We start from the raw sequence: 25,696 nt of genomic DNA, 5'->3' as shown, positions 1-25,696 counted from the left end.
AACTTATGAATTTAGCAGTAGTAAATGAAGCAGTAACAGAGATGAATGGTGTGGAGCATCAATTTACAGAGGAAGAGAAAAACTTTGTTGTCCAGTTCGCATTCAGAAGCGGCAGCAAGGAAGACACGATTTCTCTTATTGAAGCTTTGGCACATTCAGCGGATAAGGCTGAGTCGGACGAGATTATGGTCACATACAGGTCTAAATATGATATGAAGCCTGCATGGGTGGAACAGGTGGAAAACCTGCTTGTGGCACTTGAAATGTATCGTATCGAGGAGGAGAAAGCAATCAATCATCTGGCAGATATTTTGACTACTTATGGTATTGATGTATCAGCCGAGGAAATCCGTACTACAGAGACAGAAACGCTTAAAACAACAGTTAGAGAGAAAGTGGAGGTGCGATAATGGCAGAAGAGATTCAGGAAGCGGTGCAGATCATCCGTGTAGCTTATGATGGCATTGAGATTGCCATGAAGGTAGGAAGCGGCGGCATTGCTGCCATGCAGAAGGCAATAGATTTCTTAAAAGGGATGCTTGATTATGAAAAGTCACTTGGCAAGACATCCATGAGAAAGCTGATCTTAAAAGGTGGCGATTTACAGGTGTTACAGTTTAATACCGAAGATATGAAAAAGGTTGAAAAGATGGCAAAGAAGTATGGAATCCTGTATTCGGTACTTCCAGACTGTAACAGGAAAGATGGACTGAGTGAGGTAATCTTTCATACAGAGGCAGTTCCCCGTGTGAATATGATGATACAGAAGCTCAAGTTTGGTAAGATTGCCACATTTGACGATTATCTGAAGAATGGAGATGAAAAATCCCTTGGCAAGCTGATGGATTTTTTGAAGAAACAGCAGGGAAACGAGAAAAGCCACACGATAGAAGGGGATAGGGTTAATACCGCTATTGACGGACTGATCGAAAAGGTCGGAATGTTTGCAATGGAAAAGAAAGCTATCAGTGTGGATCAGGTCAAGGAGAATTTCAGTATCAATGGTGAGCAGGCTGAAAGTGTTATCAAACAGCTAGAGACAATCGGTGTGCTTGGAAAGAAAAATGAGGATGGCACCCATACAGTCATGATGGACAAGGATGCATTTATCAATCGTGTTAGAGGCTATCAGGACCTTGCTGAGAGAATGAGGGCAGTTGCAGCATCAAAGAATGCGAACTTATCAGATGTGACTATCAGCAAGAAGCTGATTATCGAAGAGAATGACCATGCTGTTAAGACCAGAGTTCCCGGCACATGGGGAGAAGAGGCAAGATATGTATGGCTCCGTAAGGAAAACATCATGGAGATTCATGGTGGAAAGACAATGCTTACTTTCCTTGATTCCACCAAGGATTATAAGCTTTACGATGAGCAGAATCGTGTGGTGACAACCCAGAAAGGAACCGAGCTTTATACTCACTACGACAAGGTGGAGTCATCTGTCAGGGAGCGTTACGAGAAAGTACAGAAGCAGCAGAAAAAGACCACACAGAAGAAAACTGTTACCACGAAGAAAGCGAGGTAGCAGCCTATGCAGACAACAAAGAAAAAGCCGTCACTGATATTCATCCTTGTGGGTGCAGTGTTAGCCGGGTATCTTGGTTATCTGATAAATGGTGCGTGGGCAGAAGGGATTGCCTTTAATGAATTTATGGACAGATTCAATGAAGTATGTGCTGTTCCCTTTGCCAACTATTACAATTCCAATACAGTAAAAGCAGTAGCCATTGCATTAGGTATCTATGCGATGGCTATTGTCATGTATTACACCAGTCAGAGAAACTATATGCCCGGTAAGGAATTTGGTACGGCAAGATTTGAAAATCCGAAGCAGGTCAACAAGATACTTGCAGATAAGGATGAGAATTTCAACCGGATACTCAGCCAAAATGTGAAGATGTCGCTGGATTTTAGGAGACTCAAGCTCAATGGAAATATACTTATCTGTGGTGGTTCCGGAGCAGGAAAAACATTTTATGAAGTAAAGCCGAATCTGATGCAGATGCCACATAACTGTTCTTTTATCTGTACTGATCCAAAAGGTGAGATTCTTAGAAGTTGCGGGCAGATGTTAAAGAATAACGGATACAATGTGAAGGTCATCAATCTGCTTGAGATGGATAAGTCGGACTGCTATAATCCGTTTTCCTATATCAGAGAGGAAACAGATGTTGTAAAGCTGATTACCAATCTTATCAGTAATACCACACCAAAGGGTTCCACTCCAAGTGATCCATTCTGGGAGAAAGCAGAAGGATTATTTTTACAGTCAATCTTTTATTATGTGTGGCTTGAAGTACAGCCGGCAAAGAGAAACTTTGAGACAGTACTGAAGCTTCTTGGAGAAGCAGAAGTGACAGAGCAGGGAAAGGCGTCGAAACTGGATGTGCGAATGAAGTTCTTAGAGGAGAGTTCCCCACTCGGAGCTAATCATCCGGCAGTAAAGCAGTACAACAAATGTATGCGAGGTGCAGGAGATACCGTCCGTTCCATTATCATCAGTGCCAACTCAAGACTTGCATTTCTTGAAAATAAGCAGGTTTTACGATTACTCTCCAAAGATGAGCTTAATCTGTCCGATATCGGTATTGGTGTAAACGGAGATGGGGAGACAAAGACAGCACTCTTTTGTGTAATCCCGGATAGTGACAAATCCTATAACTTTATTATCGGTATGTTATACACGCAGATATTTCAGGAATTGTACTATCAGGCAGACTTTAATTGTGGTGGAAGGCTGCCAATCCATGTGACATTTATGTTAGATGAATTTGCGAATGTCGCATTGCCAGATGACTTCTGTTCACTGTTATCGACAATGCGAAGCCGTGAGATTTCAAGTATTATCATTATTCAGAACTTTGCCCAGTTAAAAGCACTTTTTAAAGATACCTGGGAGACAATTCCCGGCAACTGCGATACGTTCATCTATCTCGGTGGAAACGAGCAGAGTACGCATAAGTATGTGTCAGAGCTGCTTGGAAAAGGTACGATTGATAAGAAGTCAAGTGGAGAAACAAAGGGCAGACAGGGAAGCTCTTCAAGAAACTATGATGTATTAGGCAGAGAATTGTTTACACCCGATGAAGTCAGAAAGCTGGATAATAAGAAATGTATTATCTTTATCCGTGGTTTTGATCCTATCATGGACAATAAGTTCATACCGTTCAATCATTCGATGTTTAACCAGACAGCAGATGGCAAGGGAGAGCCTTATGTTCATCAGATAAGAGGAGCAGATAATCTTATCGGTCCGCCATTTGAGATTCTTTCAGACAAGGCAGTTAAGTATTATGAAAAGCTGAGGGATAAGGGCGAGAATGTGTATATAGATTCTCTTACCTATGAGCAGTTTATGATGCTTGGTGATGCGGAGTTAAGCAGAAGATTCTCCATGCAGGATGAGGCAGAGCAGAAAGCAAAGATTGACAGGGAGCAGGCAAATGAGCTTGAGTATGTCGATGAGTCACAGAAGTCTGATACTACAGAATGTGCTAACTCTTCTAATGGAAGTGCTGGTACTAAGCCTGTAAGGAATCCTGAGAGGGAAAAGCCTAAGTGGGAGGATACAATCACAAACCGAATGCTGCACTGGTCATATACACCGGAGCAGAAAGAGGAAGTGAAGAAGGCACTTGCGGCAGGAGTTCCGAAGGCAACGATTCTTACTTACTTTTATCCGGAGGTTACTGTGGAGAAGATGAGTTCATATCGAAAGAAGCAGTAATGTTTTTAGATATATTACAGAGTATATGATATAATTTGCTCACATAGTATGCTTCAGCTTATTGGACTACTAACATGTGAGCAGTTACAAAAGACAGAAATTATTTTATATTGGAGGTACAGGATGAATACGGAAAAGACTTTTGCAGATAGATTAAAAGAGTTGCGTAATATACGAAACTATACACAGGAAGAGCTGGGTAAGATAACAAATATATCTGTTCAGAGTATACGACGTTATGAACAAGGTAGACTCAATGAAGAGCCAAGTGCGTATAATCTTTTACAACTAGCAAAGGCACTAGATGTAACACCTGAATACTTATTGATAGGAGATAATAGTATGACAAGTTACACGGAGGCAATTAAGAGAGAATTGAAGCAACTTAATGACTATGGACAAATATCTGAAATTAAAGAAACCGAGTTGAATTCCACGATTTTATCACATCTTGAGATGAGTAATGATTTAGTAGATGCTGTAAAGACGGATTGGAATGCAAAAGGCATATTTAAGAGGATAGAGAAAGAGGAAGATAAACAGATTGTGGTAGACAGTTATTGTACAAGACCTTATGTACAGGATGTCATATTACGATATTGCCAGAATAGATCTATATTTAAGACAAAGTTTGCAATAATTGATGGAATGCTTTTAGAATAAAGCAAATTTGAGAGTAAATTAGCACTTTAGCCATATGGTTAAGGTGCTTTTTTTCATACCTTGAAAGGAGATGGTCACAGCAAAAACGCATCGGGGAAAGCCCGATTAACCAGTACAACAGGCATTGCCTGATTATCATAGAGTAACTATCAACAGGACAGAAAGGAATGCATATATTCCGTTCGGAAAGCTAGCCGGATTGGAATATGTGTATTCCTTTCTGGCTTTTTCCGCTTCTGTCACTTCAAAAAAGGAGATTAAACAACATGAGAAAAGAACAGGTTATTTCAACAACAAACAACAATCAGATGGAGGAGAAAGGCATGAAGAGTAGATTCATTCACTTAAAAAAGAGATTCGTTCCGGCATTATCCGGAGCACTTATGGGAGTGATGCTTATGAGCACTACCTGTTTTGCAGCAGGTACAGGTACTTCCGCAGTAACACAGCCGCTTGAGAATTTAAAGACACTTATCATTGCAGTCATTGGTGCGGTTGGTGTCATCATTCTTGCAAAGAATGTTATGGAGTTCGCACAAGCCTACCAGCAGCAGGATTCATCTACCATGAACTCTGCACTGAAAGGAATTGTAGCAGGTGTCATGATGGCTGGTATTTCAACAGTACTGACATTCTTAGGCTTCTAAGATTGGGGAAATGCATTTCCCCTTTTAGTAAAAGGAAAGAGGTGAATAACAAGTATGGATATTTTTAAGCTTGGAGACAAGATCCTTGCACTTCTTGAGGCAGTGTTTGGGTTTTGGAACAATCAGATATCCCTGGTCTTTGCAATGCTTGGACAGTCACCGGTCAGTTTCAAGGGCGGAGGTCCCTGGGCAGTCATTGAGGGGATAGAGCCGGTCTTTGTAGCGGTCGGCTCTTCCCTCGTTGTGCTGTTCTTTGTTATCGGTTTCTGCTCGGAAAGCATAGATGTAAAAGATGAGATGAGGTTTGAATCAATCCTGCGTATGCTTATCCGACTGGGACTTGCAGAATGGTTTGTTGCAAATAATGTCACGATCATGAAAGCATTTTTTACTTCCATAGGAAATCTGGTAGGACTTATATCTGCCGGGACAACGACGCAGCTTGCCATTGACAGTACACAGGCAGATATCATTAAAGGACTCGGATTTGGTGAAAGTCTGGTAATGCTGATACTTACAGCTTTGCTTGCAATCATCATTATTATCTGTGGATTCTTTATCATCTACACAGTGTATTTCAGGTTCTTAAAGATACTGATTATTGTGCCGCTTGGTGCGATTGCATGCTCCACAATGGCAGGAAACAGAATGGTCAGTCATACAATGGCTACCTACTGCAAATATTTTCTTTCGTGTGTATTCGAGGCAGTAACGATGGCACTTGCAATTGTGGTATGTAATGCATTTATCAATGCAGGACTTCCAGCATTTACAGGAAGTTACGCTGACTGGGCACAGACGCTTATTTATTTGTGTGAAATGACATTTACGATAGCAATGACTGTTGGAAGTGTGAAGGGTGCACAGACACTTACAAGCAAGGCATTTGGATTATAGAAGGAGGCAGAAATGGATAATGAAAAGAAACAGGTTACTTATAATTCAAGCATAACCGGAGAAACGCAGGTGACATTTGATATCCAGCAGTATATGAATAACAGGGCAATGTTTATCGGTCTTATGTGTAATGAAGATGGATATGAGGAGCCTTTTGGGGATGTGACTGTGAATTTGCCGGTTGCAGCACCAAATTACTGCGGATATCTGAATGTGAATGACATGCCGGATATTGAAAAGTTTATTACAGATAACGACCTTGGAGAGTTTACAGGATTCACGCAAAGGAGTGGTTTCTGCGAATATCCGCTTTATCTGTTCAATGTAGATAAGCTTAGAGAACTGTGTCCGGATGGAATGGATAAGTATGAGGCGAATATTGGAATGACAAGAAAGCCGGAGACAAAGGATTTATCAAGATAGGAGGCAGGGACAATGGTAATCGAAGTAAACAAGGATATTGACCGCTATCAGGAATCGGTTGCGATGGGACTTACTGCAAGGCAGCTTATATTTTCTATTGCAAGCGTAGTAGTCGGTGGCGGTATCGTCCTTCTTCTTTACAAGTATATCGGTCTTACGGGTTCTGCTTATGTGGCAATTCCCTGTGTGGCACCGATTGCACTTGGCGGATTCTATTCCTTTAACGGGATGAATTTCTACGAGTATATGGGAAAGAAACTGCATTTTATGTTTGGAAACAAGGCACTTACCTATGTATCAACAGAAGGAGAGCCTGCAATAAAGCAGTTAGAAGTAGAGCAGAATGAACAGGTAAAGAAGAAAGGCAGAAAGGCTGAACCGGAGACTGTAACAGCTGATTCGGCTGTAAAGAAGCAGGAGGAGTTTGAAGCAATGAAGAAAAAGACGAGAAACATGCTGTTTGGACTTGTTGCAGTCATTGTGGCGGCAGTAGCAGGCATTGCAGCATATAAGGCAATGCATTAGAAACGAATAGTATCTGACCGAAAGGTCGGGAACACAGCCCGCAGGGTGAAGTTCCCGGCGGGCTTTCATTATAAGAAAGCGAGGTTAGAGACATGGGTTTATTTACAGACGGATTTAAGTTATTAAAGAAGGCGAGTGAGCCTTTGTATAAGACACCTAAATCCATTCAGGAAACCATAGAGATTATGGCGGTGGCTGAAAACGGCATTTTTGAAGTAAGCAAAAATAAGTATTCCAAATGCTACCGCTTTCAGGACATCAATTACACGACAGCAACCGAGGATGAGCAGATCGGTATTTTCGAGAGATACTGCAAGTTCTTAAATTCGCTGGACTGTAATTATAAGATTACGATCAACAATAAGAACAAAAACATGGATGAACTCCGTGACAAGGTTCTGATTGCTGAGAAAAATGATGGTTTCAATAATTACAGAAGAATTTACAATGACATCATTGAAGAGAAGATTATTGAGGGCAGACAGGGGATTGAGCAGGAGAGATACCTGACAATCACGATTGAGAGAAAGAACTTTGAGGAGGCGAAGGCACAGTTTGCAACCCTTGAGGCAACGATACACAAGGCTTTCATTGAGCTTGGTGCGGAGATTGTGCCTCTTAATGGAAATGAGAGGCTGAAAGTGCTTTATGACTATTATCATCTTGGAGATGAGGGCAGCTTTGATTTTGATATCAAAAAGGCAAAGAAGGTCGGGGCAGATTTTAGAAATGACCTGTGCAATGGGATGGTGAAATATTTCCCGGACCATTTTGAGGATGAGAGTAAATTCTGCAAGGCACTTTTTATCAAAAAGTATCCGAGCAGTTTGTCAGACAGATTCATCAATGAGATTACTTCCCTTCCGGTTCATTCTATCACGAGTATTGATGTGGTGCCTGTTCCAAAGGATCTGACAACAAAGGTGCTTCAGAAAAAATACCTTGGTATTGAGTCGGATATTATCAAACAGCAGAGAGTTCGTAATAAGAATAACGATTTTTCTACGGAAATTTCATACGCCAAGAGAACGGAGAAAAAAGAAATTGAGGAAATCATGGATGACGTCCGTGAGAATGACCAGTGCCTTTTCTTCGTGGGAGTAACCATTATTCTTATGGCAGAAAGCAAGAAGGAGCTTGAGAGTGTATGTGAGACTGTGGAGACCATCGGAAAGCGTAACAGCTGCACGATTGATATACACTACTTAAAGCAGAGGGAAGCTCTCAACACAGCACTTCCGATTGGTGTAAGACAGGTGGAGACAATGCGTACCCTTCTTACTCAGTCACTTGCGGTACTTATGCCATTCAATGTGCAGGAGCTTAATGACAGCACAGGCAACTATTATGGTATCAACCAGATCAGCAAGAATGTGAATATCGGTAACAGAAAGAAGCTTATCAACGGAAATGGCTTTGTATTTGGTGTGCCGGGTTCCGGTAAATCCTTCTTCTGCAAGATGGAGATGGGCAGCGTATTCTTGTCGGGAGATGATGAGATAATCGTCATAGATCCAATGAACGAGTACTTTGATATAGCTGATACTTATGGTGGAACAGTGGTAAATATGTCTACCTACACGGATAACTATGTGAATCCGCTGGAGATGGATGTATGGAGCCTTGATCCGAATGATTCCAAGGGAATGGTTAGAGAGAAGGGCGAGTTTATGCTTGGACTTTGTGAGCAGTGTATCGGGGACAGTTTAAATTCAAGACAGAAGTCAATCATCGACCGCTGTGTGAGAAAACTGTATATCGACATTGCAAGGAGCAAAGAGAAGTATATCCCTGTAATGAGTGACTTTTACGATATCCTTATGGCACAGCCGGAGGACGAGGCAAAGGACATTGCATTGTCACTAGAGCTTTTCGTAAATGGTTCACTTAACATCTTCAATCACCAGACAAATGTGGATGTGGATAACAGATTCACAGTATATGGCATCAGGGACTTAGGTACAGAGCTTAGTCCTATCACAATGCTTGTCATGATGGAGTCTATTCAGAACAGGATTGTTGAGAATGGCAAGAGAGGCAAGGCAACATGGCTCTATATTGATGAGTTCCACGTCTTACTTAATTCTGAGTATTCTGCAAAATATCTGCAGCAGCTCTGGAAGAAAGTAAGAAAGCAGGGAGGTCTTTGTACAGGTATCACGCAGAATGTCGTCGATCTGTTGCAGAATTACACAGCAACCACAATGCTTGCAAACTCTGAGTTTGTGGCACTTTTGAAGCAGGCAAATACGGACAGTTCCAAGATGGCGGAAGTTATCGGGGTATCAGAGGCACAGCTAAGATTCGTAACCAATACTGCATCGGGAATGGGACTTATCAAGTGTGGTTCTGTGGTGATTCCATTTGATAATCAGATTAGTAAGGATACAGATTTGTACAGGCTGTATAATACCAACATTCATGAGAAGATTGCGGAACAGAAGAAACGTGAAATGCAGAAAAATGTCGAATAATGTTGATAGAGGTCGCAATTTGCGACCTCAAAGCATAGCCATCCGGGAAGCTGGGTGGCTGTTTTGCATTTTGAGTGAAAGAAGGTGAGAACATTGAAGATAAAAAAGGTGGATGACAAGCCGATGATCATTCACACAAAGGAGAAAGCTAAGATTCATGCCCACGAGCCAAAGGGTGCCAAGATTAAAGGCAGCAACATCTATACAGTAGAGAGAGGTCCTAAGACTATCGGTGCAAAGGTATCTGATGATAAAAAGAAGTCCTATCGCAAGAGTACCATTCATCAGTCAGAGCCGAAGAATAGGGGACTATCAAGATTTAAGCGAAACTATAGAGAATCAAACACTTCCATCAAGACCAAGAACACCAATCTTCACATAGCAGGAAGAACAGGTGCACTTGCAGCCGGGGCAGTAACGGAGCAGGTGGAAGGCGGGCAGGAGGTATCGCAGGCAGCATATCTTGCATATGAAGCGAGCCGACCTGTTACCGGAACTGCTTCTAAGGGTGCAGCACTTTTCAGGAAAAAGGCGGCAGCCGAGGCAAGGAAGCGTATCAAGAAGGTAGATGCAGGAAAGAAGCTGGCAAAAAAGACAGCAAAGAAAGCTGCCAAAGATACTGCAAAGACTGTAGCTAAAGAGACAGCAAAAGAAACAGCCAAGACTACTGCCAAGGTTGCAACAAAAACTGCTACAAAGGCAGCTGCTACAGCGGCAGGAACAGCAGTTGCACCGGGAGTAGGCACGGCAATCGGCATGGCAGCCGGATATGCTGCAGGTGTGTCCATAGAGGTCAAGGATGAAAAGATGACCAACCGGAGCAGGAAGATAAAATTCTTTCTGGATAAGATGAAAGCACAGGAGAATCAGACAGATAGCGTGGCAAAGCTGGTAAAGGATCTGATTGTGCGAAAAGTGATTACCTGGGTAAAGGCAGCTGCACCGATTATTGGATTGGTGCTGTTGTTACTTGTACTTGTAGTTGCCATGATTGCGGTTCCGGTTATAGCGGTGATAGCAATCCTTTACAATTCTCCATTTGCTTTATTTCTGCCACCACTTGAATCAGGAGATACCGTGCAGATAGTAACGAGTGCTTATGTGCAGGAGTTTAACCGGGATGTGAATACGAAAGTGAATGAGCATACCGGATATGACCTTGGAGAGCTTGTCTATGTGGATTATGAAGGTATGGAAGAAACCCCAAGCAATTACTATGACATCATGGCAGTCTATATGGTCAAGCATGGTGTCGGAGATACTGCAACAGTCATGAATGAGACTTCAAAAGGCTGGCTGCAGGCAGTTGTAAATGATATGTGTTCATACACCACAAGCACAGGAACAAAGGATGTGGAAGAAACGGATGCAGACGGTAATGTAACTACTGTTACGAAGTCGGTTCTGTATGTGAATGTCACACTGAAATCGTACAGAGATATGATTTCGGTCTATGGATTTAATTCTGATCAGGTGGAAATGCTTGAGCAGATCATGAGTCCGGAGTTTATGGGACAGCTTGGATATGCCGGAAGCGGAAGTGGTGGCGGAGGCGGAAGTCCGGGAGTAAGCTCCATGACTGAGGATGAAATCAATGCCATCCTTAGTGGAATTACAGACAGCAGGCAGAAAACAGTCTGCTCCTATGCACTACACAGAGTTGGCTTCCCTTATAGTCAGGATTTAAGAGACAGCGGTAACTATTATGACTGCAGTTCCTTAGCCTATTATTCATGGAAGGATGCAGGTGTGGATATTAGTTACGGTGGTGCAACCACAGCGGCAGCGGAGGCACAGGGACTGGATGAAGCCGGAAAGACTGTTTCCTTTGATGAGTTACAGCCGGGAGACCTTATCTTTTACAGTTTTACAAGTAATGGAAGATATAAGAACATCAGCCATGTGGCAGTATACGTCGGAAATGGCAAGGTGGTAGAGGCACTTAATGAAAGTCTTGGCGTTGTTTACAGGGATGTGGCAAGCACAGGGAAGATAGTTGTGATAGGAAGACCATAACAGGAAATTTGCAGAGAGGGCATAGTCCCTCTCTGAGACTGGAGGTAAGAATGGATTTAAAAGATATGATACTGGTAACAGAAAACGACAGGGGAACAGAGACAAATATGCTGATGACTCTGGATGATTATAAGAGTTTTATAGCAGTTGATGACATGTCAGAGCTTGCAGACAATTTGTTGCAGCTTGGAAGGACGCTTGGTAAACCAGATAACTTCACAGAGTATTACAGGGCAGCAAATGTAACGGTATCTGCGAGATTCTGTCTGGATGATATTCAGCTGGGACACTTTCTTCAGGGATTTTATAACGATTCCAAAGAATTTCGGTTTGATAAAGAAGCCAGTTCTTATGAATGTGTTGCAAAGCTTAAGGAGATTGGAATGACCGATAAGGGCTGGGTGGATGATTTTAACCTGCATTATGAAATGGAGAACCGCTCATTTGAAAGGGGACAGACATTTCATAACTTCAATGACCATGATTACATGGTGCTTGAAGCATTATCACCAAGAAATCTTGTGGTGATGGATATGAAGTCAGGTTCTCTTACAATCGCCCTTGGTGCGACAGAGTATAAGCGTTATCCGAAGGATGAGAAGCCTACAAAGGACAATACCACAATCGGGGTATCGTGGGAGCATGGCATTTATCTAGGTTCCACACTTTCAACTACAAATTTCAAGGCATGCAAGAGGGAGTATGGCACACCGGAAAAGATAGAGGATATCTATGATTACAGGGCAAAGCTAAAGCAGAAGTTCTATTTTTATCAGGATATGTCAAAGGATGATGATGTACCGAAGAAGCTGCAGAATGACTTCCTTCACCAGATGTATGAGGATTTTGGAACGATTGAAGAGGACTGTTTTTACGACAGGCTGGAAGATGGAAAGTACGATGAAGGCTTTAAGGAAAGACAGGTAAAGGAAGAAAAGAGCCGGTGATGAGATTTTTACAGGAGGCGATATCATATGGAACAGGAATTTGATGTTGAGATAAAAGAAGTGCTTTCACGAGTACAGAAAGTAAAGGCAGAGTCGCTTGACGATGCCATCAATAAGGCAATGGATATGTATTATGCAGAGCAGATAGTCCTTGGAGCAGAGGACATGAAGGGAGTTGATTTTGCGCCTATCAGCGAAGGTCAGCTCCCTTATTCATTAAAAGAAAACGGAGGAAAAGCAAGATGAAAAGTGATTCAACAACAGTAATTAAGAACATGGAGTTTTTAGTAAAGGAACTTCATAAGGAGTGGGACAGATCGGGTGCTTCTAAGGCATCCGTTATTATTTCCCTTGAGGAAGTAGATGGTATCAATGATAAGTTAAAAGAGATTATCTATCAGACACAGAAGTCAGTCGATGAGGATGAGCTGACCTTTAAACAGAGCATTGCAAAGTCCAAGGAGTGCTATGTGATTCTTCGTGTGGTGCGTAAGATTGCAAAGAAAAAGGATAAATGCGAAAAACAGGCAATCGACAATGAATTTGCAATCGAGCTGGATAAGGATGAGTTAAAGCTATTTAAGGGATTGTTTGCAGAGATGTTTAAGTAGAGGAGGACAAAGGTATGGGCGTTGATATGAAGGTCAAAGCGATATACGATTCTGAAATTGGTAACATCACAAGATCAGAAAAGAACTGGAAGGATGTGTTAAAGGTTGCAGGTCAGTTATACCGCTATGAATTTGACAATATCGTTATGGTAACAGCTCAGAGACCTCCGGAAAAAAGCACACTCATGGCAGATTATGATACCTGGAAAAAGGTGGGAAGATATGTAAAGCGTGGTGCGAAAGGCTGTGCTATCTTCCCATCAAGGGCACTGAATCCACGCATGAGATATATCTTTGATATCAGTGATACCGGAGGGAAGAATGTCAAACTGACATGGGACCTTGAGGGAGAAAATCTTAAGGATTATGTGGATTTTCTTGTGTCAGAAGGTCAGATTGAGCAGTACGATAACAGCGACAGGGAGTCTCTAAAAAATATATTAAAACAGTTTACAGGAACAGATGTTTGGCTTATAATAAAAGAAGAGTTCGGAGACCGAATGACCGAGCTTATGCAGCTATCAGGTAGTGTGATAAAGGAAGAAAGTAAGAAACGCAATGGCTTACAGCAGGAAATGGACATGGAGCAGCTTGTATATACAAGTGTCATGTATGCTGTAGGGACGAGATGCGGATTTGACTTATCTGTGCAAGAACAGGATTTTAGTCAGATCGTAAATATCAAAGACGAAGAGATCATTTACCGTCTTGGTTCCATTGTATGCGATGTCTCCTGTAGTGTTCTTAGAGAATTTAGTCGTAACTTAAAGGCAATCGAGAGCGAAAGGAGAATTGGATATGTTAGAAGAAATGGCTTACAAGGAAGTGGACGGACTGCTTTACCCGCAGATAGAGATGCCGGACGAGACGGAGGATCTCACGAAGCTGGGCAAATACGGAAGGATGGCGATGAGTTATCTTCAGGAGAACGAGCCGGCAAGATACAAGACGCTGATGAGATTCGGGAAGATGTACGAGAAGATGTCAGCGGTAGAGGAGGAAGCGAACCAGCTGTACGACCAGTTAGAGATGCAGTATCTGGCGAAGCACAAGCCACAGAATCCGTCATCGACAATGGAGATGTGGAAGATAAGGGAGCAGGCGAAGATGCAGGCAGAGGAAGTGGTACTCCATCAGATAGTGATGCGATTCCACTAGAATCTGAGGATACAGAACTGAATAGGGAACTTGATGAAATCAATTCATTGGGTGTTAGTAAGGAAGCCGAATATACACAGGCTTCCTTTTTTTTCGACCAGAACGGGCAGGCAAGCATTGGCACCATTCATACTGAGGACGAAAACAATAATCAGTTTATGCGTCAGTTCGAGCAGGACAGAAAAGCTGCATTAGCAGGTAAATATAATTACCTGAATCCAAAAAAGTCTGCAATAGTACCAGGTGAGTATATCAAACAGGTGCTTATGAGAGGTACAGGTTTTATCGGTGGCAAGGGCAGGGTATGCAAGATTTTTGAAACAGAGATTGATGCAGGAACCAGGGCAAAGCGTATCAAAGCAGAGTATGGTCAGGGAGGTGCAGGCTGGCCGGTTGACGGACTAGGACTGCACGGATATGACACATTTCATGGGAATGGACTGCGTTTTCAATGGCGAGATGAGGATGGAGAGGTTGAAGGATATGTTTCGTGGAAAGATATCGAAAAAGAGCTTGGTGTACTTATTCTTACAGGGGAATACCAGCCTGAGACACCTCGTATTGATGAGCTTGCGATGGACGGACTCCGTGAGGATGATGAGGTCATTGATGCCGAATACCGGGAAGTGGAACCGGAGGAGGCAGAAGCAGAGATTGATGATTATGCAATACCGGATGAGCCGGAGAGCTATGCTTCTAACAGAGATTATGTAAGTGCAAAAGGCATGACACCACATGACACTGCCGATGAAGACCGCATGGTAACACAGGCAGAATATGGTGCAGAGATAGAAGCTGAAACAACTGAAAAAGATCCATCAGAGCTTCAGTATATTACACCGATTGATTATGCCAAGCGTATTGCAGAGCTTGATGAAGACCTGCGTGATGTGGCGGAGATTCTTGTAACAGATTGCAACTGCTACACTCCGTTTAGGGCATTCCTTATGGATGTGGTGCAGTCTGATTTTGCATTTATGCCCAATAAACTTGACCTTATCAGGGATATTGCATTAGGGACAGATAATGCAGAAAGAAAGGCATATTCCAACAATAAGTATGGTCTTGTGGAGTACTCAATCAGAAGCGGTTATGTGAAGATCAGCTATAAGAACAGGAATGGTGTGCGTAAGGAAGGTGCACTCGACTGGCGTGAGTTATACGAGATTTTATCCTATATGGTAAAACAGCCATTTTACTGTGGAGAAGACCAGAAGAAGTATTATCAGGAGACAAAACAGAAGGCTGACAGGGATAAGATGAATCCGGTCTATAAGAGATTCTTTGATATCGAGGATAGTGTAAAAGCCAACCGTCTTGAAACCAGGGAAAGAGCAATAGCGAATGGCTGGGAAACCAAGATTGATGAGAATGGACATGTGGTTTCAGATGATGCAGTACAGAAAAAACACAACTTCCACTACAATCTCTGGGAAATGGAAAAAGGCGGTGCCAAGACCAGATATCAGTGGAATATGGATGCAATCCGCACTTTAAAGCAGATAGAATCAGAAAACAGGCTTGCCACACCGGAGGAGCAGAAAGTTCTGTCGAAGTTTGTCGGATGGGGCGGACTGTCACAGGCATTTGACGAGGAAAACGCAGGCTGGAGCAAAGAATATGCAGAGCTGAAAGAACTTTTATCCGATGAGGAATACAGTGCTGCAAGGGCAACAGTAAACAATGCCTTTTATACTTCACCGGAGATTGCCATGTGCATGAACTCGGCACTTGTCCAGTTTGGTTTCAGAGGCGGCAATGTATTAGAGCCATCTATGGGTATCGGTAACTTTTTTGGAAGTATGCCGGCACCTATGCAGAGAAGTAAGCTGTATGGGGTGGAGCTTGACAGCATTTCAGGAAGAATTGCAAAGCAGCTTTATCAGAATGCCAATATCAGTATCACAGGATTTGAGAATACCACATATCCGGATAACTTCTTTGATGTGGTTGTCGGAAATGTGCCATTTGGTGATTACAAGGTATTTGATCCAAAGTACAACAAGTATAACTTCCGTATCCACGATTATTTTCTGGCAAAAGCACTTGACCAGGTAAGACCGGGAGGCATGGTTGCGGTGATTACCACAAAGGGAACACTTGATAAGGCAAATCCTACTATCCGAAAGTATCTGGCTGAAAGAGCAGAACTTGTGGGAGCGATAAGACTTCCGAATACTGCATTTAAAGATAATGCAGGAACCGAAGTGACAGCAGATATCCTGTTTCTGCAGAAGAGGGAGAGAAAGATTGATATTGAGCCGGACTGGGTACACCTTGGTGTGACTGAGAATGGCATTGCAGTCAACTCTTATTTTGCAGAGCATCCGGAAATGATGCTTGGATCTATGAAATATGATACAAGGATTTACGGACAGGACAGCAGATATACAGTCTGTGTGAATGATGATGAGAACTTCAATATGTATGAAGTATTAAACAAAGCTATCGGTAATATCAAAGCCCAGATGACAGATTTTGAGAGAGTGGCAGATGAGGCGGAGCAGACGGAGGAAGTTATCCCGGCTGATCCGGATGTGAGAAATTACACTTACACATTTTTTGAAGGAAAGCTCTATTACAGGGAAAATTCCGAGATGGTAAGAAAAGAAGTATCACAGACTGCCGAGGAGAGAATCAGAAGTCTTGACGAAATCAGACAGATAACAAGAGAGCTGATTGATATCCAGATGGATGGCTGCAGTGAGGAGGAGCTTTCTGATAAGCAGAGACTTCTTAATGTGAAATATGATGCCTTTATAAAGCAGTATGGAGCCATTACCTCAAAAGCAAACAGAATAGCTTTCAGAGATGACAGCGATTACCCACTTCTTTGCAGTCTTGAGGAAGTAAATGAAGACGGGGAGGTGAAAAAAGCGGATATGTTTTATAAGCAGACGATTAAGGCAAAGACGGTCATAGACAGAGTGGAGACCGCTGTGGAAGCATTAAATGTATCCGTCAATGAATTTGGATATGTAAACCTTGCCTATATGCTCTCTATCTATGAGCCGGATATTACAAATGCAAAGGAAGAGCTTGCAGAAAAGTCCGGACAGACAGCTGATGAGATAACGCTAAGTGATGATGCATTAGCAGAGCTTAGAAGGGCAGTCCTTGTGGAAGAGCTGGACGGACTGGTTTTCCTAAATCCAGACCGCTACAACGAGAACAATCCCGACATCGGCTGGGAGACAGCAGACGAGTATCTTTCGGGAAATGTGAGAGACAAACTTCGTGTAGCAAAGGCTATGGCGGCTGATACAGACAATCCGCAGGCAGAAAGATTTGCAGGAAATGTGGCAGCACTTGAAAAGGTGCAGCCGGAATGGATTGAAGCCTCGGATATTGATGTAAAGATTGGTACGACATGGATTGAGCCGCTTGATTATGAGCAGTTTATCTATGAGCTTCTCAATACACCAAGACGGGCAAGGGCAGTCAGAAGCCAGTTTTACAATACAGGCATTCAGGTACACTTAAATAAGATGAGCATGGAATGGTTCATCGAGAATAAGAGCATGGATAAGCATTCAGTGGCAGCTACTAAGACCTATGGTACAAGCCGCATGGATGCTTATTCTATTTTTGAGGATACGCTGAACCTTAAAACTGTAACAGTCAGGGACAGGATTGATGACGGTGATGGCAAATATCATTACGAAGTCAATAAGAATGAGACAATGCTTGCAAGGGAAAAGCAGAACATGATCAAGGAAAAGTTCAAGGAGTGGCTGTTTGCCGAGCCGGAGCGAAGACAGAAGTATGTGGAATATTACAATGAGACATTCAATAACATCCGTCTGCGTGAGTATGATGGAAGCCACTTACAGTTTCCGGGAATGAATCCGGCGATTGAGTTAAAGCCACATCAGAAGAATGCGGTGGCAAGAATCCTTCTTGGAGGAAACACCCTGTTGGCACACTGCGTTGGTGCCGGAAAGTCCTTTGAGATGATGGCTGCCTGCATGGAGCAGAAGAGACTCGGACTTGCCAATAAGACAATCATGGTTGTTCCAAAGCCGCTTATCGGGCAGACAGCATCAGAGTTTTTAAGGCTTTATCCGTCAGCAAATATCTTAGTTGCTACAGAGCGTGATTTTGAAAAAAGCCGCAGAAAGCAGTTCGTATCAAGGATTGCAACAGGTGACTATGACTGTATCATCATGTCGCACTCGCAGTTTGAGAAAATTCCAATCTCAGCAGAGAGAAAGGAAAGAATGCTCAATGAGCAGATTGATGAGATCAGCTATGCGATTGATGAGATGAAGGAGCGTAACGGAGAGAGATGGACTGTAAAACAGATGGAAAGCCAGAAGAAAAAGCTGGAGGAACAGCTGAAATCTCTATCTGATGAGAGCAGAAAGGATGACCTTATAACCTTTGAGGAGCTGGGTGTGGACTCTATCATGGTGGACGAGGCACACAATTTTAAGAACCTTGCGATTTTTTCCAAGATGAATAATGTGTCAGGTATCAGCAGCAGTGGAGCGAAGAAGTCAACGGATATGCAGCTTAAATGCCAGTATTTGTCTGAGATAAATGATGGCAGGGGCATTGTATTTGCGACAGGTACACCGATATCCAATACCATGTGTGAGATGTATGTCATGCAGCTTTACTTACAGAAAGCGGCACTTGAAGAGATGGGGATTTATCACTTTGATTCATGGGCAGCAAACTTTGGTGAAGTGACAACAGCACTTGAGCTTACTGTAGAGGGAAGCGGATTCCGTTTTAAGAGCAGATTTAATAAGTTTACGAATCTGCCGGAGCTTATGAATATCTTCCGTGAAGTAGCAGATGTGCAGACAGCAGATATGCTTGACCTTGATGTGCCAGCACTTCGTGGAGGCAAGCCTATTATTGTGGAGTCGGAGCCTGACTGGTATGTAAAACAGGTCATGGAAGACTTTGTTGTGAGGGCAGAGCGTATCAGAGGCGGTGGAGTAGATCCAAGTGAGGATAACTTCTTAAAGATTACCCATGAGGCAAGACTTCTTGGAACAGATGCAAGACTGATTGATAAGGATGCACCAAATAATCCGGATGGAAAGCTCAATAAGGTAGCGGAGAATGTCTGGAAAGAATATGAGAAAGGAAATGCCAACGGTCATATAGGCTGTCAGCTTATTTTTTCAGATATCGGCACACCGGGACCGGATAAGGACTTTACCATCTACGATTATCTGAAGGAAACACTTATCCAGTATGGTATTCCGGCAGATGAGATAGCATTTATCCATGATGCCAAAACGGATGCACAGAGGGATGCACTTTTTAAGGAAATGAGGACAGGTAAAAAGAAAGTTCTTATCGGTTCAACAGATAAGTGTGGAACAGGTGTCAATGTGCAGACACACCTTGTTGCAATGCACCATGTCGATTGTCCGTGGAAGCCTTCTTCTATTGAACAGAGGGAAGGACGAGGCATACGACAAGGCAACGAAAATGAAGAGGTGGCAATCTACAGATATGTCACCAAAGGAACCTTTGATGCATACAACTGGTCACTCGTCGAGAATAAGCAGCGTTTTATCAGTCAGGTTATGACAAGCAAGGCTGTAAGCCGAAGCTGCGAGGATATCGACGAGGCTACACTTTCATATGCAGAGATCAAGGCGGTTGCTACAGGTAATCCTTTGATCAAGGAAAAGATGGAGATTGACAATGATGTCCAGAGATTAAAGCTCTTAAAGGCATCCTATGACAATCAGAGATATGGCTTGCAGGATAACTTTATGATTAAGTACCCGAAGCTCATTAAGACAGCAACCGAAAAGCTTGCCAATGTAAGAGAGGATGTAAAGGCAAGGGATAAAGAGCTGATTGATAATCCGGAATTTGCCATTACTATAGGCAAAGCAACCTACACAGAGCGAGTGGATGGCGGAACCATGATGCTTGAAGCAATCAGCAAGTGCAAGACCGGAGAGACAACTGCAATAGGTAAATTCCACGGATTTGAGCTGCTTGTGGAAAAGAACTTCCTTGGCATCAATTATATGGTGCTTCAAGGAAAGACAGAGTACAAAGCAGAGCTTTCCACAAGTCCTGTCGGCAGCATGGTGAAGTTGGAAAACCTGTTCAATGGACTTCATGAGAACATTGATTTTTTAGAAAAGAAGATTGAGCAGTACCAGAATGACCTTGAAGCATCAAAGACTGAGTATGACAAGCCATTTGCGTACAGCAAGGAACTGGAAGAAAAGCTGGCAAGACAGTGTGAACTGAATGCCCAGCTTGACCTTGAGAACGCAAAGGCTGTGGATGCAGACCTGAGCGGACCGGAGGAAGAAAGAGAAGCTGATGACAGAATGGAATCTGCAGCAATTGTAGCAGAGGATAAAGGTGCTTATCAAGCGGACAGAGAGGGCAGAACACGATAGGAGAGTGAATAATATGAGCATAAGAAAAGTGGTCGCAGGACTACTGATTACAGCAGGGATTGCCATTATGGAAGTCCCTTTTTTCTGGCGGGCAACCGGAGAAAAACAGACAGAACAGCTCATAAGTGAATTTGAGCAGACATTGGAGGATGATTACGATGAAGAAACAGATGTGGAGGAAGAGCAAACCTCCATTAGTAAAGAGGATGAAGCCATTCTTAAAGAAGGCGGTGTTATCGGCATCATTGAGATACCGGGCTTAGATATCAGGTATCCGGTAATGGAAGGAACCACAAGTAAAGTGCTTAATGCCGGGATTGGTCATATAGAAGAAACAGCAGGGATTGGGGAGAGTGGCAACTGTGTATTGTGCGGTCACAATGGCAGCAGATATGGCACATTTTTTACACCACTAAGTCAGATATCCATAGGTGATGAAGTAATGATAACCGACAAAAATGGGCTGAAGCATATCTATGAGGTAACAGAGACAGAGGTAGTAAATCCGTATGATAACAGCATCAAGACACAGGGCGATGAAAAAGAACTAACTCTTTTTACCTGTTCCCAGAAAGGAACCATGCGTTTTGTAGTCAGGTGCATTTATAAGGAGGCGGTGATGGATGAATAAGAGATACCGGTTAGGTGAGATAGAAGAGGCAGTATCGGAAATGGAAGAGCTAATTGACATCGAGGATGATATTGCAGAGATTGATGATGAATTTCAGATAGTCGTAAGCGGCTGGTCTGTGTATGTCGAAAGCCTGAATCTGACACTCAGACAGGGAATAGCCTGTGTATGGGATGCAGAGGAAGGATTATTTATGCCTGATTTTGATGTGACCATCGTGTATGAGGGGAACATTGAAACACAGGAGTGGCTCTACTATGAGCAGGACGGAATGGTCGTTACACTTGGCAACTGGTTAAATGGCAGATTGTCTTGTGAACAGATAGAACAGCTTTGGTGTGAGTTTATCATACCGGAGCAAAACAAAGAACAAAAAGAAAGCGAGGAATAGCATATGAAGTATTCAATTAAGGTAAACGAAGTAAGGGCAAAAGAGGGCAGCAATATCAAAGGATTTGCAACAGTGGTATTCGGTGATTCATTTAAGATCACCAATATTGCAATCCTTGAGAATAAGGACAAGGGAGAGCTTTTTGTATCAATGCCTAGATACCGCTCCAATGAGCGTGATGAAAGCAATGGTGTGATTTATAAGGATGTGTGCAATCCTATCACAGCAGAGTTTCGTGAGGAACTCTATACCAATATCCTTGATGCCTATGCAAGAATCAGGGAACCGGAGAAAGAGGAGACACAGAAGCGGGACAGAATACAGGAAATGCCTGAGTTTTCCGTAACTGTGACACCTTATGAGAGGGAAGGCAGTAACATCAAGGGACTTGCACGCATTTACTTTGAAAACAGTTTCATCGTAAATAACATCAATATCGTGCAGGGTAAAGAGAAAATCTTTGTATCAATGCCTTCTTATAAGACAAAGCAGGTGGATGAGCAGGGCAAGCCAATCTATCAGGATGTCTGCTATCCGGTCACAAAGGATTTCAGGGAAAAACTCTATAATGAGATTATCTCGGAATATGAGAAAGCAAAGGATAAGAGCAACGAAAAGGCGAGGGAGAGTGCCGAGAAACATCATGGCAATCCCGATAAAGAGAAGGACAAAGAGGCAACACCCTTTCGATAATCAATAATCATGTTACTGGGGCGGCCAAGGCTGCCCCACTTATAGAATGGAGGAAACAGAATGGATATGGAAGCAGGAAAAACACTTACCAATGAAGAGGTCATAAGGGAACTTCTCGAATTATTAAAGAAAAATGCCATGAAAGAGCAGGCAAACGATGTATTTGAGATATGCAGCTATGTGGATGGACTGGAGAAAAAGATTGATTCCATGACGGAAGAACTAACCAACATGCAGAACCAGATCAAAGAAATGCAGGAGAATACACTTGTCAATAATGCTAAAAAGGCATTGGCGGAAGCACGGGAGCGACTTAATACCAGATGTGAGCAGATAAAGTCGCAGGTATCAGAAGTGAAAGCACAGGTCAAATCTACAGCAAAGAGCATAGTTGATGAAGCAAAGGCAAAGGGAAGAGCTGCATTATACAGGGTATCTGAGTTCTTAGGAATTAAGAAAAGACTTCTTGATATCCGAGAAAATGTAAGAGGTGCAATCAAGACAACGGATAATGATATAGCAAAGACAGCGCTTCTTGCAAAAGGATTTCGTGAAGCTGGTCAGACAGTAGCCAATGCATTTCGTACTTTTGCTGACAAACCGGAGGCGGATTATTCACAGAAAGAGCAGAAACATTTCATTACAAAGGCAGTACTTGCACCTATGAAAGTAGTGAAAAAGATGTTTGTGTTAATGGAGCTGCATCTGGACGCTTCGATTGATAAGCTGGATAATCTGGCGATGAATGTGCAGATAGATAAGGAAAAGCGTATAGAGAATACGAAGAATCTGAAACAGACAGAGCCGGAGAGGGCAGAAGCTGAGCGAGTAGAAGCAGAGATTGTAAATTCGCCGATGGTCGCTGAACCACAGGAGTATCAGTATAATGCAGATGCATTTGAGGCTAGAGGTGCGGATGAGGTGAAGCAGGAAGCGTCACATAAGGAAGTATCAAAGGTAAGAGAAGATAAAGCCAGATAGATATGAGGACGTGGGAGAGATTCTGCGTCCCAACGTCCGTGTGGGCTTGCTTTTATTCGGATATTCGTATATAATGTATCGTGTTGAGTATTATCCATGCGGAGGTGCGGTATGAACGGGATCAAGGGCTATATCTCCATTCGGGAGGCGTCTTACCGTTGGGGCGTGTCAGAGCGGCGGGTCAACCAATACTGCGCCGAAGGGCGGATCCCCGGCGCGTCCCGGTTCGGGCGTTCATGGGCGATCCCGGAAAATGCGGAGAAACCGTCCGACCCGCGCTTTCAAGGACAGCACCGCGATTCCGGCAGGACAAGCACCTGACGGATACCCCTCTGCATGGGAAGCATCCGCAAAAAGGAGGTGAACGCTATGGCCTGCGACGAGAGCTTGTACCGCCAATATCTGAACGGCGACGACGAAGGGCTCAATGCCCTGATGAAAAAATACGGCGACCCCCTGACCCTGTATATCGACGGCTATCTGCACGACGTTCACGAGGCGGAGGAGCTGATGCTGGACGTTTTCGCCTATCTGTTCACCAAAAAGCCGAAGATACGGGACGGCGGCTTCAAGGCGTATCTCTATAAGGCGGCGCGGCACATGGCGCTGCGCCATAAGAGCAAACGGAAGCCCCTGTTCAGCCTCGATACGCTGACCGGCGAGCCGGACGGACGGCTGCTGGCGGAGGAGGTCATTCGGACGGAGGAGCGAAACCGCGTTCTGCACTTCTGCATGGACGAAATGAACCCGGACTATCGGGAGGTGCTGTATCTCACCTATTTTGAGGATATGAGTTACGCACAGGCAGCGGAGGTCACGGGAAAAACGGTAAAGCAGATCACCAACATGGTGTATCGCGGAAAAAAGAGCCTGCGAAGGCTATTAGAACTGGAGGGAATCACTAATGCGGAGCTATGAAGAGCGTGTTGCGGAGACAAAGCGGCGCATCGCCAAAATTGAGCGGGAGAAACGGCTGCGTCGTAATACAATTACCATGGTTTCTGCCGTGGCGGCGTGCCTTGTGCTGCTCATCGGTGCGTCCCTCGCCATGCCCGGCATTGCTGCAAGCATCCGGACTGGGGATTATGTGTGCTTTGAAACGGCGGCAAGCATCTTTCACGACGGTGCGGCTTTGGGATACATCGTCATCGGGCTTCTGGCGTTTTTACTCGGCGTGTGCGTGACCGTTCTCTGCTTCCTGCTGCGGCAGATGAACCGAGAGGACAGACAGGATGAGGAAAGCGAGGATGTGCATGGAGCTGATTGAAAACCTGCTGCAACTGCTGGTCACATTCGTCGGTGCGCTGCTTTCGGGTATCTTCTACTGGAAAAGCCGCAGGCAGGCGGATTTTCTTCTGCTGTGTTTCTACGGTTGCTTTGCCCTCGGCGCATTCTACTGGACGCTGTATCTGCTGCTGTTCAATACCACGCCGCACGTTTTTTATGTATCGGAGTTCGGCTGGGTGGCGAGCCTCATCTTCCTGCACATTTTGCAAGAAACTCTCGCCACTCAGGACGAGCGCAGCTTCCGTAGCCGCTCTGCATGGCTTGCGCCTGCGTTTGGCGTGCCGCTGCTGGTGTTTTACTGCACCTTCGGGGACATTCTCTCCAACCTAATCTGGTGCGGTATGATGATATGGCTCTCTTACTGCGCCATTCGAGGGCTTGCCTATGCGAAAACGCAGATGGGCACGGTGCAGAATATGCGGTATTTCCATAGCGGCGTGCTGTGCTTTGTATTTGCGGAGTATCTGCTTTGGACTGTGGGCTGCTTCTGGCCGGATACTTCACCGGCAAGCCCTACCTTTTGGTGCGATATGATGCTGACGCTTGCGATTCTGGGGCTGCTGCCCGCCACGAGAAAGGCGGTGGAAGCGTGACCTACATCGAAAACATCTTTCTCTGCATAGTCTCTCCCCTGCTGGTAGCCGCTCTGTGCATGGGCAGGCGGCAGCTTCGCTTTTTCCTGTTTTGCATTGTCGGGATGGGGGTGTGCCTGCTTTCGGCCTATATTAACACCTTTCTTGCGGCGGTATGCCGGGCGGACGCCCTTGCCGCCACGGCGGAGATTGCGCCGGTGGTGGAGGAAATGATGAAGCTGCTGCCGCTGGTGTTCTATCTTTTGGTGTTCGAGCCTGAGGGGAATAAAATCAAGGCTGCCGCCATCATGGTTGCCCTAGCCTTTGCCACCTTTGAAAACGTCTGCTATCTCATCCAAAACGGAGCGGACCGCTTTTCCTTTATTTTCTTCCGGGGCTTCGGCACGGGAGCCATGCATGTCCTCTGCGGACTGATCGTAGGCGGCGGTCTTGCATACACATGGCAGCGGACGTGGCTGAAGGTGGCCGGCACTTGCGGTCTGCTGTGTGCGGCGATAACATTCCACGCCACCTACAATCTGCTGATTGCCTACGGCGGTACGGTGCAGTACATCGCCTACGCCATGCCGGTGCTGCTGGTGGCGGCGGTAAGATTGTCTGCTTTCCGATTATCGCAGAGAAAATAACTGAACATCCTCTA

23 protein-coding genes are annotated in these 25,696 nt (G+C 44.1%); all 23 read left to right on the top strand.

What is annotated here, in order from left to right:
- Positions 1–5 precede the first annotated feature (5 nt).
- The gene (locus C9914_RS10520; RefSeq protein WP_077326142.1) at positions 6–410 is read left to right on the top strand and encodes a hypothetical protein; all 405 of its coding nucleotides are present in this window, start codon (positions 6–8) and stop codon (positions 408–410) included.
- A complete protein-coding gene (locus tag C9914_RS10515) occupies positions 410–1,528 on the top strand; it encodes a PcfB family protein (protein ID WP_004611534.1) in 1,119 nt (372 codons plus the stop codon). Before C9914_RS10520 ends, C9914_RS10515 begins: the two co-directional genes overlap by 1 nt.
- A 6-nt stretch (positions 1,529–1,534) precedes the next feature.
- Positions 1,535–3,730 (top strand): VirD4-like conjugal transfer protein, CD1115 family, encoded by a 2,196-nt coding sequence (locus tag C9914_RS10510; protein WP_077326140.1) that lies wholly within the window; start codon positions 1,535–1,537, stop codon positions 3,728–3,730.
- 123 nt (positions 3,731–3,853) lie between these two features.
- On the top strand, positions 3,854–4,393 hold the full coding sequence (locus C9914_RS10505; protein WP_242972114.1) for a helix-turn-helix domain-containing protein: 540 nt from the start codon (positions 3,854–3,856) through the stop codon (positions 4,391–4,393).
- A gap of 266 nt (positions 4,394–4,659) precedes the next feature.
- Positions 4,660–5,040 (top strand): hypothetical protein, encoded by a 381-nt coding sequence (locus C9914_RS10500; RefSeq protein WP_040894197.1) that lies wholly within the window; start codon positions 4,660–4,662, stop codon positions 5,038–5,040.
- Between the two features lie 144 nt (positions 5,041–5,184).
- Positions 5,185–5,937, top strand: a complete 753-nt coding sequence (locus C9914_RS10495; protein ID WP_456238923.1) for a hypothetical protein — start codon at positions 5,185–5,187, stop codon at positions 5,935–5,937.
- Between the two features lie 12 nt (positions 5,938–5,949).
- The gene (locus tag C9914_RS10490; RefSeq protein WP_077326138.1) at positions 5,950–6,360 is read left to right on the top strand and encodes a DUF4313 domain-containing protein; all 411 of its coding nucleotides are present in this window, start codon (positions 5,950–5,952) and stop codon (positions 6,358–6,360) included.
- 12 nt (positions 6,361–6,372) lie between these two features.
- The gene (locus C9914_RS10485; protein ID WP_106765267.1) at positions 6,373–6,885 is read left to right on the top strand and encodes a PrgI family protein; all 513 of its coding nucleotides are present in this window, start codon (positions 6,373–6,375) and stop codon (positions 6,883–6,885) included.
- 92 nt (positions 6,886–6,977) lie between these two features.
- Complete coding sequence (locus C9914_RS10480; protein WP_106765265.1) at positions 6,978–9,359, top strand: VirB4-like conjugal transfer ATPase, CD1110 family; 2,382 nt, start codon at positions 6,978–6,980, stop codon at positions 9,357–9,359.
- Positions 9,360–9,443: 84 nt separating this feature from the next.
- Positions 9,444–11,375 carry a C40 family peptidase gene (locus tag C9914_RS10475; RefSeq protein ID WP_347561546.1) on the top strand — a complete coding sequence of 644 codons (1,932 nt, stop codon included), beginning with the start codon at positions 9,444–9,446 and terminating at the stop codon, positions 11,373–11,375.
- Positions 11,376–11,425: 50 nt separating this feature from the next.
- Positions 11,426–12,322 carry a hypothetical protein gene (locus tag C9914_RS10470; protein WP_106765263.1) on the top strand — a complete coding sequence of 299 codons (897 nt, stop codon included), beginning with the start codon at positions 11,426–11,428 and terminating at the stop codon, positions 12,320–12,322.
- 27 nt (positions 12,323–12,349) lie between these two features.
- The gene (locus C9914_RS10465) at positions 12,350–12,568 is read left to right on the top strand and encodes a DpnD/PcfM family protein (protein WP_106765261.1); all 219 of its coding nucleotides are present in this window, start codon (positions 12,350–12,352) and stop codon (positions 12,566–12,568) included.
- Entirely contained in the window at positions 12,565–12,933 is a 369-nt protein-coding gene (locus C9914_RS10460) for a hypothetical protein (protein WP_005340528.1), read from the top strand. Before C9914_RS10465 ends, C9914_RS10460 begins: the two co-directional genes overlap by 4 nt.
- Before the next feature lie 14 nt (positions 12,934–12,947).
- A complete protein-coding gene (locus C9914_RS11940) occupies positions 12,948–20,480 on the top strand; it encodes a helicase-related protein (protein ID WP_106765260.1) in 7,533 nt (2,510 codons plus the stop codon).
- Between the two features lie 13 nt (positions 20,481–20,493).
- The gene (locus tag C9914_RS10450; protein WP_106765258.1) at positions 20,494–21,111 is read left to right on the top strand and encodes a class D sortase; all 618 of its coding nucleotides are present in this window, start codon (positions 20,494–20,496) and stop codon (positions 21,109–21,111) included.
- On the top strand, positions 21,104–21,502 hold the full coding sequence (locus tag C9914_RS10445) for a hypothetical protein (RefSeq protein WP_106765256.1): 399 nt from the start codon (positions 21,104–21,106) through the stop codon (positions 21,500–21,502). Before C9914_RS10450 ends, C9914_RS10445 begins: the two co-directional genes overlap by 8 nt.
- A gap of 3 nt (positions 21,503–21,505) precedes the next feature.
- Positions 21,506–22,195, top strand: coding sequence for a SpoVG family protein (locus tag C9914_RS10440; protein ID WP_055068865.1), 690 nt, complete (start codon positions 21,506–21,508; stop codon positions 22,193–22,195).
- A 60-nt stretch (positions 22,196–22,255) separates the two neighbouring features.
- Positions 22,256–23,176: a DUF6674 family protein gene (locus C9914_RS10435; protein ID WP_106765254.1), complete on the top strand. Its 921-nt coding sequence runs from the start codon at positions 22,256–22,258 to the stop codon at positions 23,174–23,176.
- Between the two features lie 111 nt (positions 23,177–23,287).
- Positions 23,288–23,497, top strand: a complete 210-nt coding sequence (locus tag C9914_RS11545; protein WP_158707401.1) for a helix-turn-helix domain-containing protein — start codon at positions 23,288–23,290, stop codon at positions 23,495–23,497.
- A gap of 48 nt (positions 23,498–23,545) precedes the next feature.
- The gene (locus C9914_RS10425; protein ID WP_242972113.1) at positions 23,546–24,094 is read left to right on the top strand and encodes an RNA polymerase sigma factor; all 549 of its coding nucleotides are present in this window, start codon (positions 23,546–23,548) and stop codon (positions 24,092–24,094) included.
- On the top strand, positions 24,081–24,443 hold the full coding sequence (locus C9914_RS10420) for an ABC transporter (protein WP_106765251.1): 363 nt from the start codon (positions 24,081–24,083) through the stop codon (positions 24,441–24,443). The genes C9914_RS10425 and C9914_RS10420 overlap by 14 nt, the downstream gene beginning before the upstream one ends.
- Positions 24,430–25,056, top strand: a complete 627-nt coding sequence (locus C9914_RS11830) for a histidine kinase (protein ID WP_242972112.1) — start codon at positions 24,430–24,432, stop codon at positions 25,054–25,056. Before C9914_RS10420 ends, C9914_RS11830 begins: the two co-directional genes overlap by 14 nt.
- Positions 25,053–25,682 carry a PrsW family glutamic-type intramembrane protease gene (locus tag C9914_RS10415; protein WP_242972111.1) on the top strand — a complete coding sequence of 210 codons (630 nt, stop codon included), beginning with the start codon at positions 25,053–25,055 and terminating at the stop codon, positions 25,680–25,682. The genes C9914_RS11830 and C9914_RS10415 overlap by 4 nt, the downstream gene beginning before the upstream one ends.
- Positions 25,683–25,696 lie beyond the last annotated feature (14 nt).

This window comes from Pseudoruminococcus massiliensis, from assembly GCF_900291955.1.
Lineage (GTDB): Bacteria > Bacillota > Clostridia > Oscillospirales > Acutalibacteraceae > Pseudoruminococcus > Pseudoruminococcus massiliensis.
Note: the sequence above shows the minus strand (reverse complement) of the source record. Positions and strands in the feature narration are given on the sequence as shown.

What these genes read in the sequence shown, in the direction of transcription:
- C9914_RS10520 (WP_077326142.1), top strand. Translation starts at nt 6, where the DNA reads ATGAATTTAGCAGTAGTAAATGAAGCAGTAACAGAGATGAATGGTGTG.
- C9914_RS10515 (WP_004611534.1), top strand. Translation starts at nt 410, where the DNA reads ATGGCAGAAGAGATTCAGGAAGCGGTGCAGATCATCCGTGTAGCTTAT.
- C9914_RS10510 (WP_077326140.1), top strand. Translation starts at nt 1,535, where the DNA reads ATGCAGACAACAAAGAAAAAGCCGTCACTGATATTCATCCTTGTGGGT.
- C9914_RS10505 (WP_242972114.1), top strand. Translation starts at nt 3,854, where the DNA reads ATGAATACGGAAAAGACTTTTGCAGATAGATTAAAAGAGTTGCGTAAT.
- C9914_RS10500 (WP_040894197.1), top strand. Translation starts at nt 4,660, where the DNA reads ATGAGAAAAGAACAGGTTATTTCAACAACAAACAACAATCAGATGGAG.
- C9914_RS10495 (WP_456238923.1), top strand. Translation starts at nt 5,185, where the DNA reads ATGCTTGGACAGTCACCGGTCAGTTTCAAGGGCGGAGGTCCCTGGGCA.
- C9914_RS10490 (WP_077326138.1), top strand. Translation starts at nt 5,950, where the DNA reads ATGGATAATGAAAAGAAACAGGTTACTTATAATTCAAGCATAACCGGA.
- C9914_RS10485 (WP_106765267.1), top strand. Translation starts at nt 6,373, where the DNA reads ATGGTAATCGAAGTAAACAAGGATATTGACCGCTATCAGGAATCGGTT.
- C9914_RS10480 (WP_106765265.1), top strand. Translation starts at nt 6,978, where the DNA reads ATGGGTTTATTTACAGACGGATTTAAGTTATTAAAGAAGGCGAGTGAG.
- C9914_RS10470 (WP_106765263.1), top strand. Translation starts at nt 11,426, where the DNA reads ATGGATTTAAAAGATATGATACTGGTAACAGAAAACGACAGGGGAACA.
- C9914_RS10465 (WP_106765261.1), top strand. Translation starts at nt 12,350, where the DNA reads ATGGAACAGGAATTTGATGTTGAGATAAAAGAAGTGCTTTCACGAGTA.
- C9914_RS10460 (WP_005340528.1), top strand. Translation starts at nt 12,565, where the DNA reads ATGAAAAGTGATTCAACAACAGTAATTAAGAACATGGAGTTTTTAGTA.
- C9914_RS11940 (WP_106765260.1), top strand. Translation starts at nt 12,948, where the DNA reads ATGGGCGTTGATATGAAGGTCAAAGCGATATACGATTCTGAAATTGGT.
- C9914_RS10450 (WP_106765258.1), top strand. Translation starts at nt 20,494, where the DNA reads ATGAGCATAAGAAAAGTGGTCGCAGGACTACTGATTACAGCAGGGATT.
- C9914_RS10445 (WP_106765256.1), top strand. Translation starts at nt 21,104, where the DNA reads ATGAATAAGAGATACCGGTTAGGTGAGATAGAAGAGGCAGTATCGGAA.
- C9914_RS10440 (WP_055068865.1), top strand. Translation starts at nt 21,506, where the DNA reads ATGAAGTATTCAATTAAGGTAAACGAAGTAAGGGCAAAAGAGGGCAGC.
- C9914_RS10435 (WP_106765254.1), top strand. Translation starts at nt 22,256, where the DNA reads ATGGATATGGAAGCAGGAAAAACACTTACCAATGAAGAGGTCATAAGG.
- C9914_RS11545 (WP_158707401.1), top strand. Translation starts at nt 23,288, where the DNA reads ATGAACGGGATCAAGGGCTATATCTCCATTCGGGAGGCGTCTTACCGT.
- C9914_RS10425 (WP_242972113.1), top strand. Translation starts at nt 23,546, where the DNA reads ATGGCCTGCGACGAGAGCTTGTACCGCCAATATCTGAACGGCGACGAC.
- C9914_RS10420 (WP_106765251.1), top strand. Translation starts at nt 24,081, where the DNA reads ATGCGGAGCTATGAAGAGCGTGTTGCGGAGACAAAGCGGCGCATCGCC.
- C9914_RS11830 (WP_242972112.1), top strand. Translation starts at nt 24,430, where the DNA reads ATGGAGCTGATTGAAAACCTGCTGCAACTGCTGGTCACATTCGTCGGT.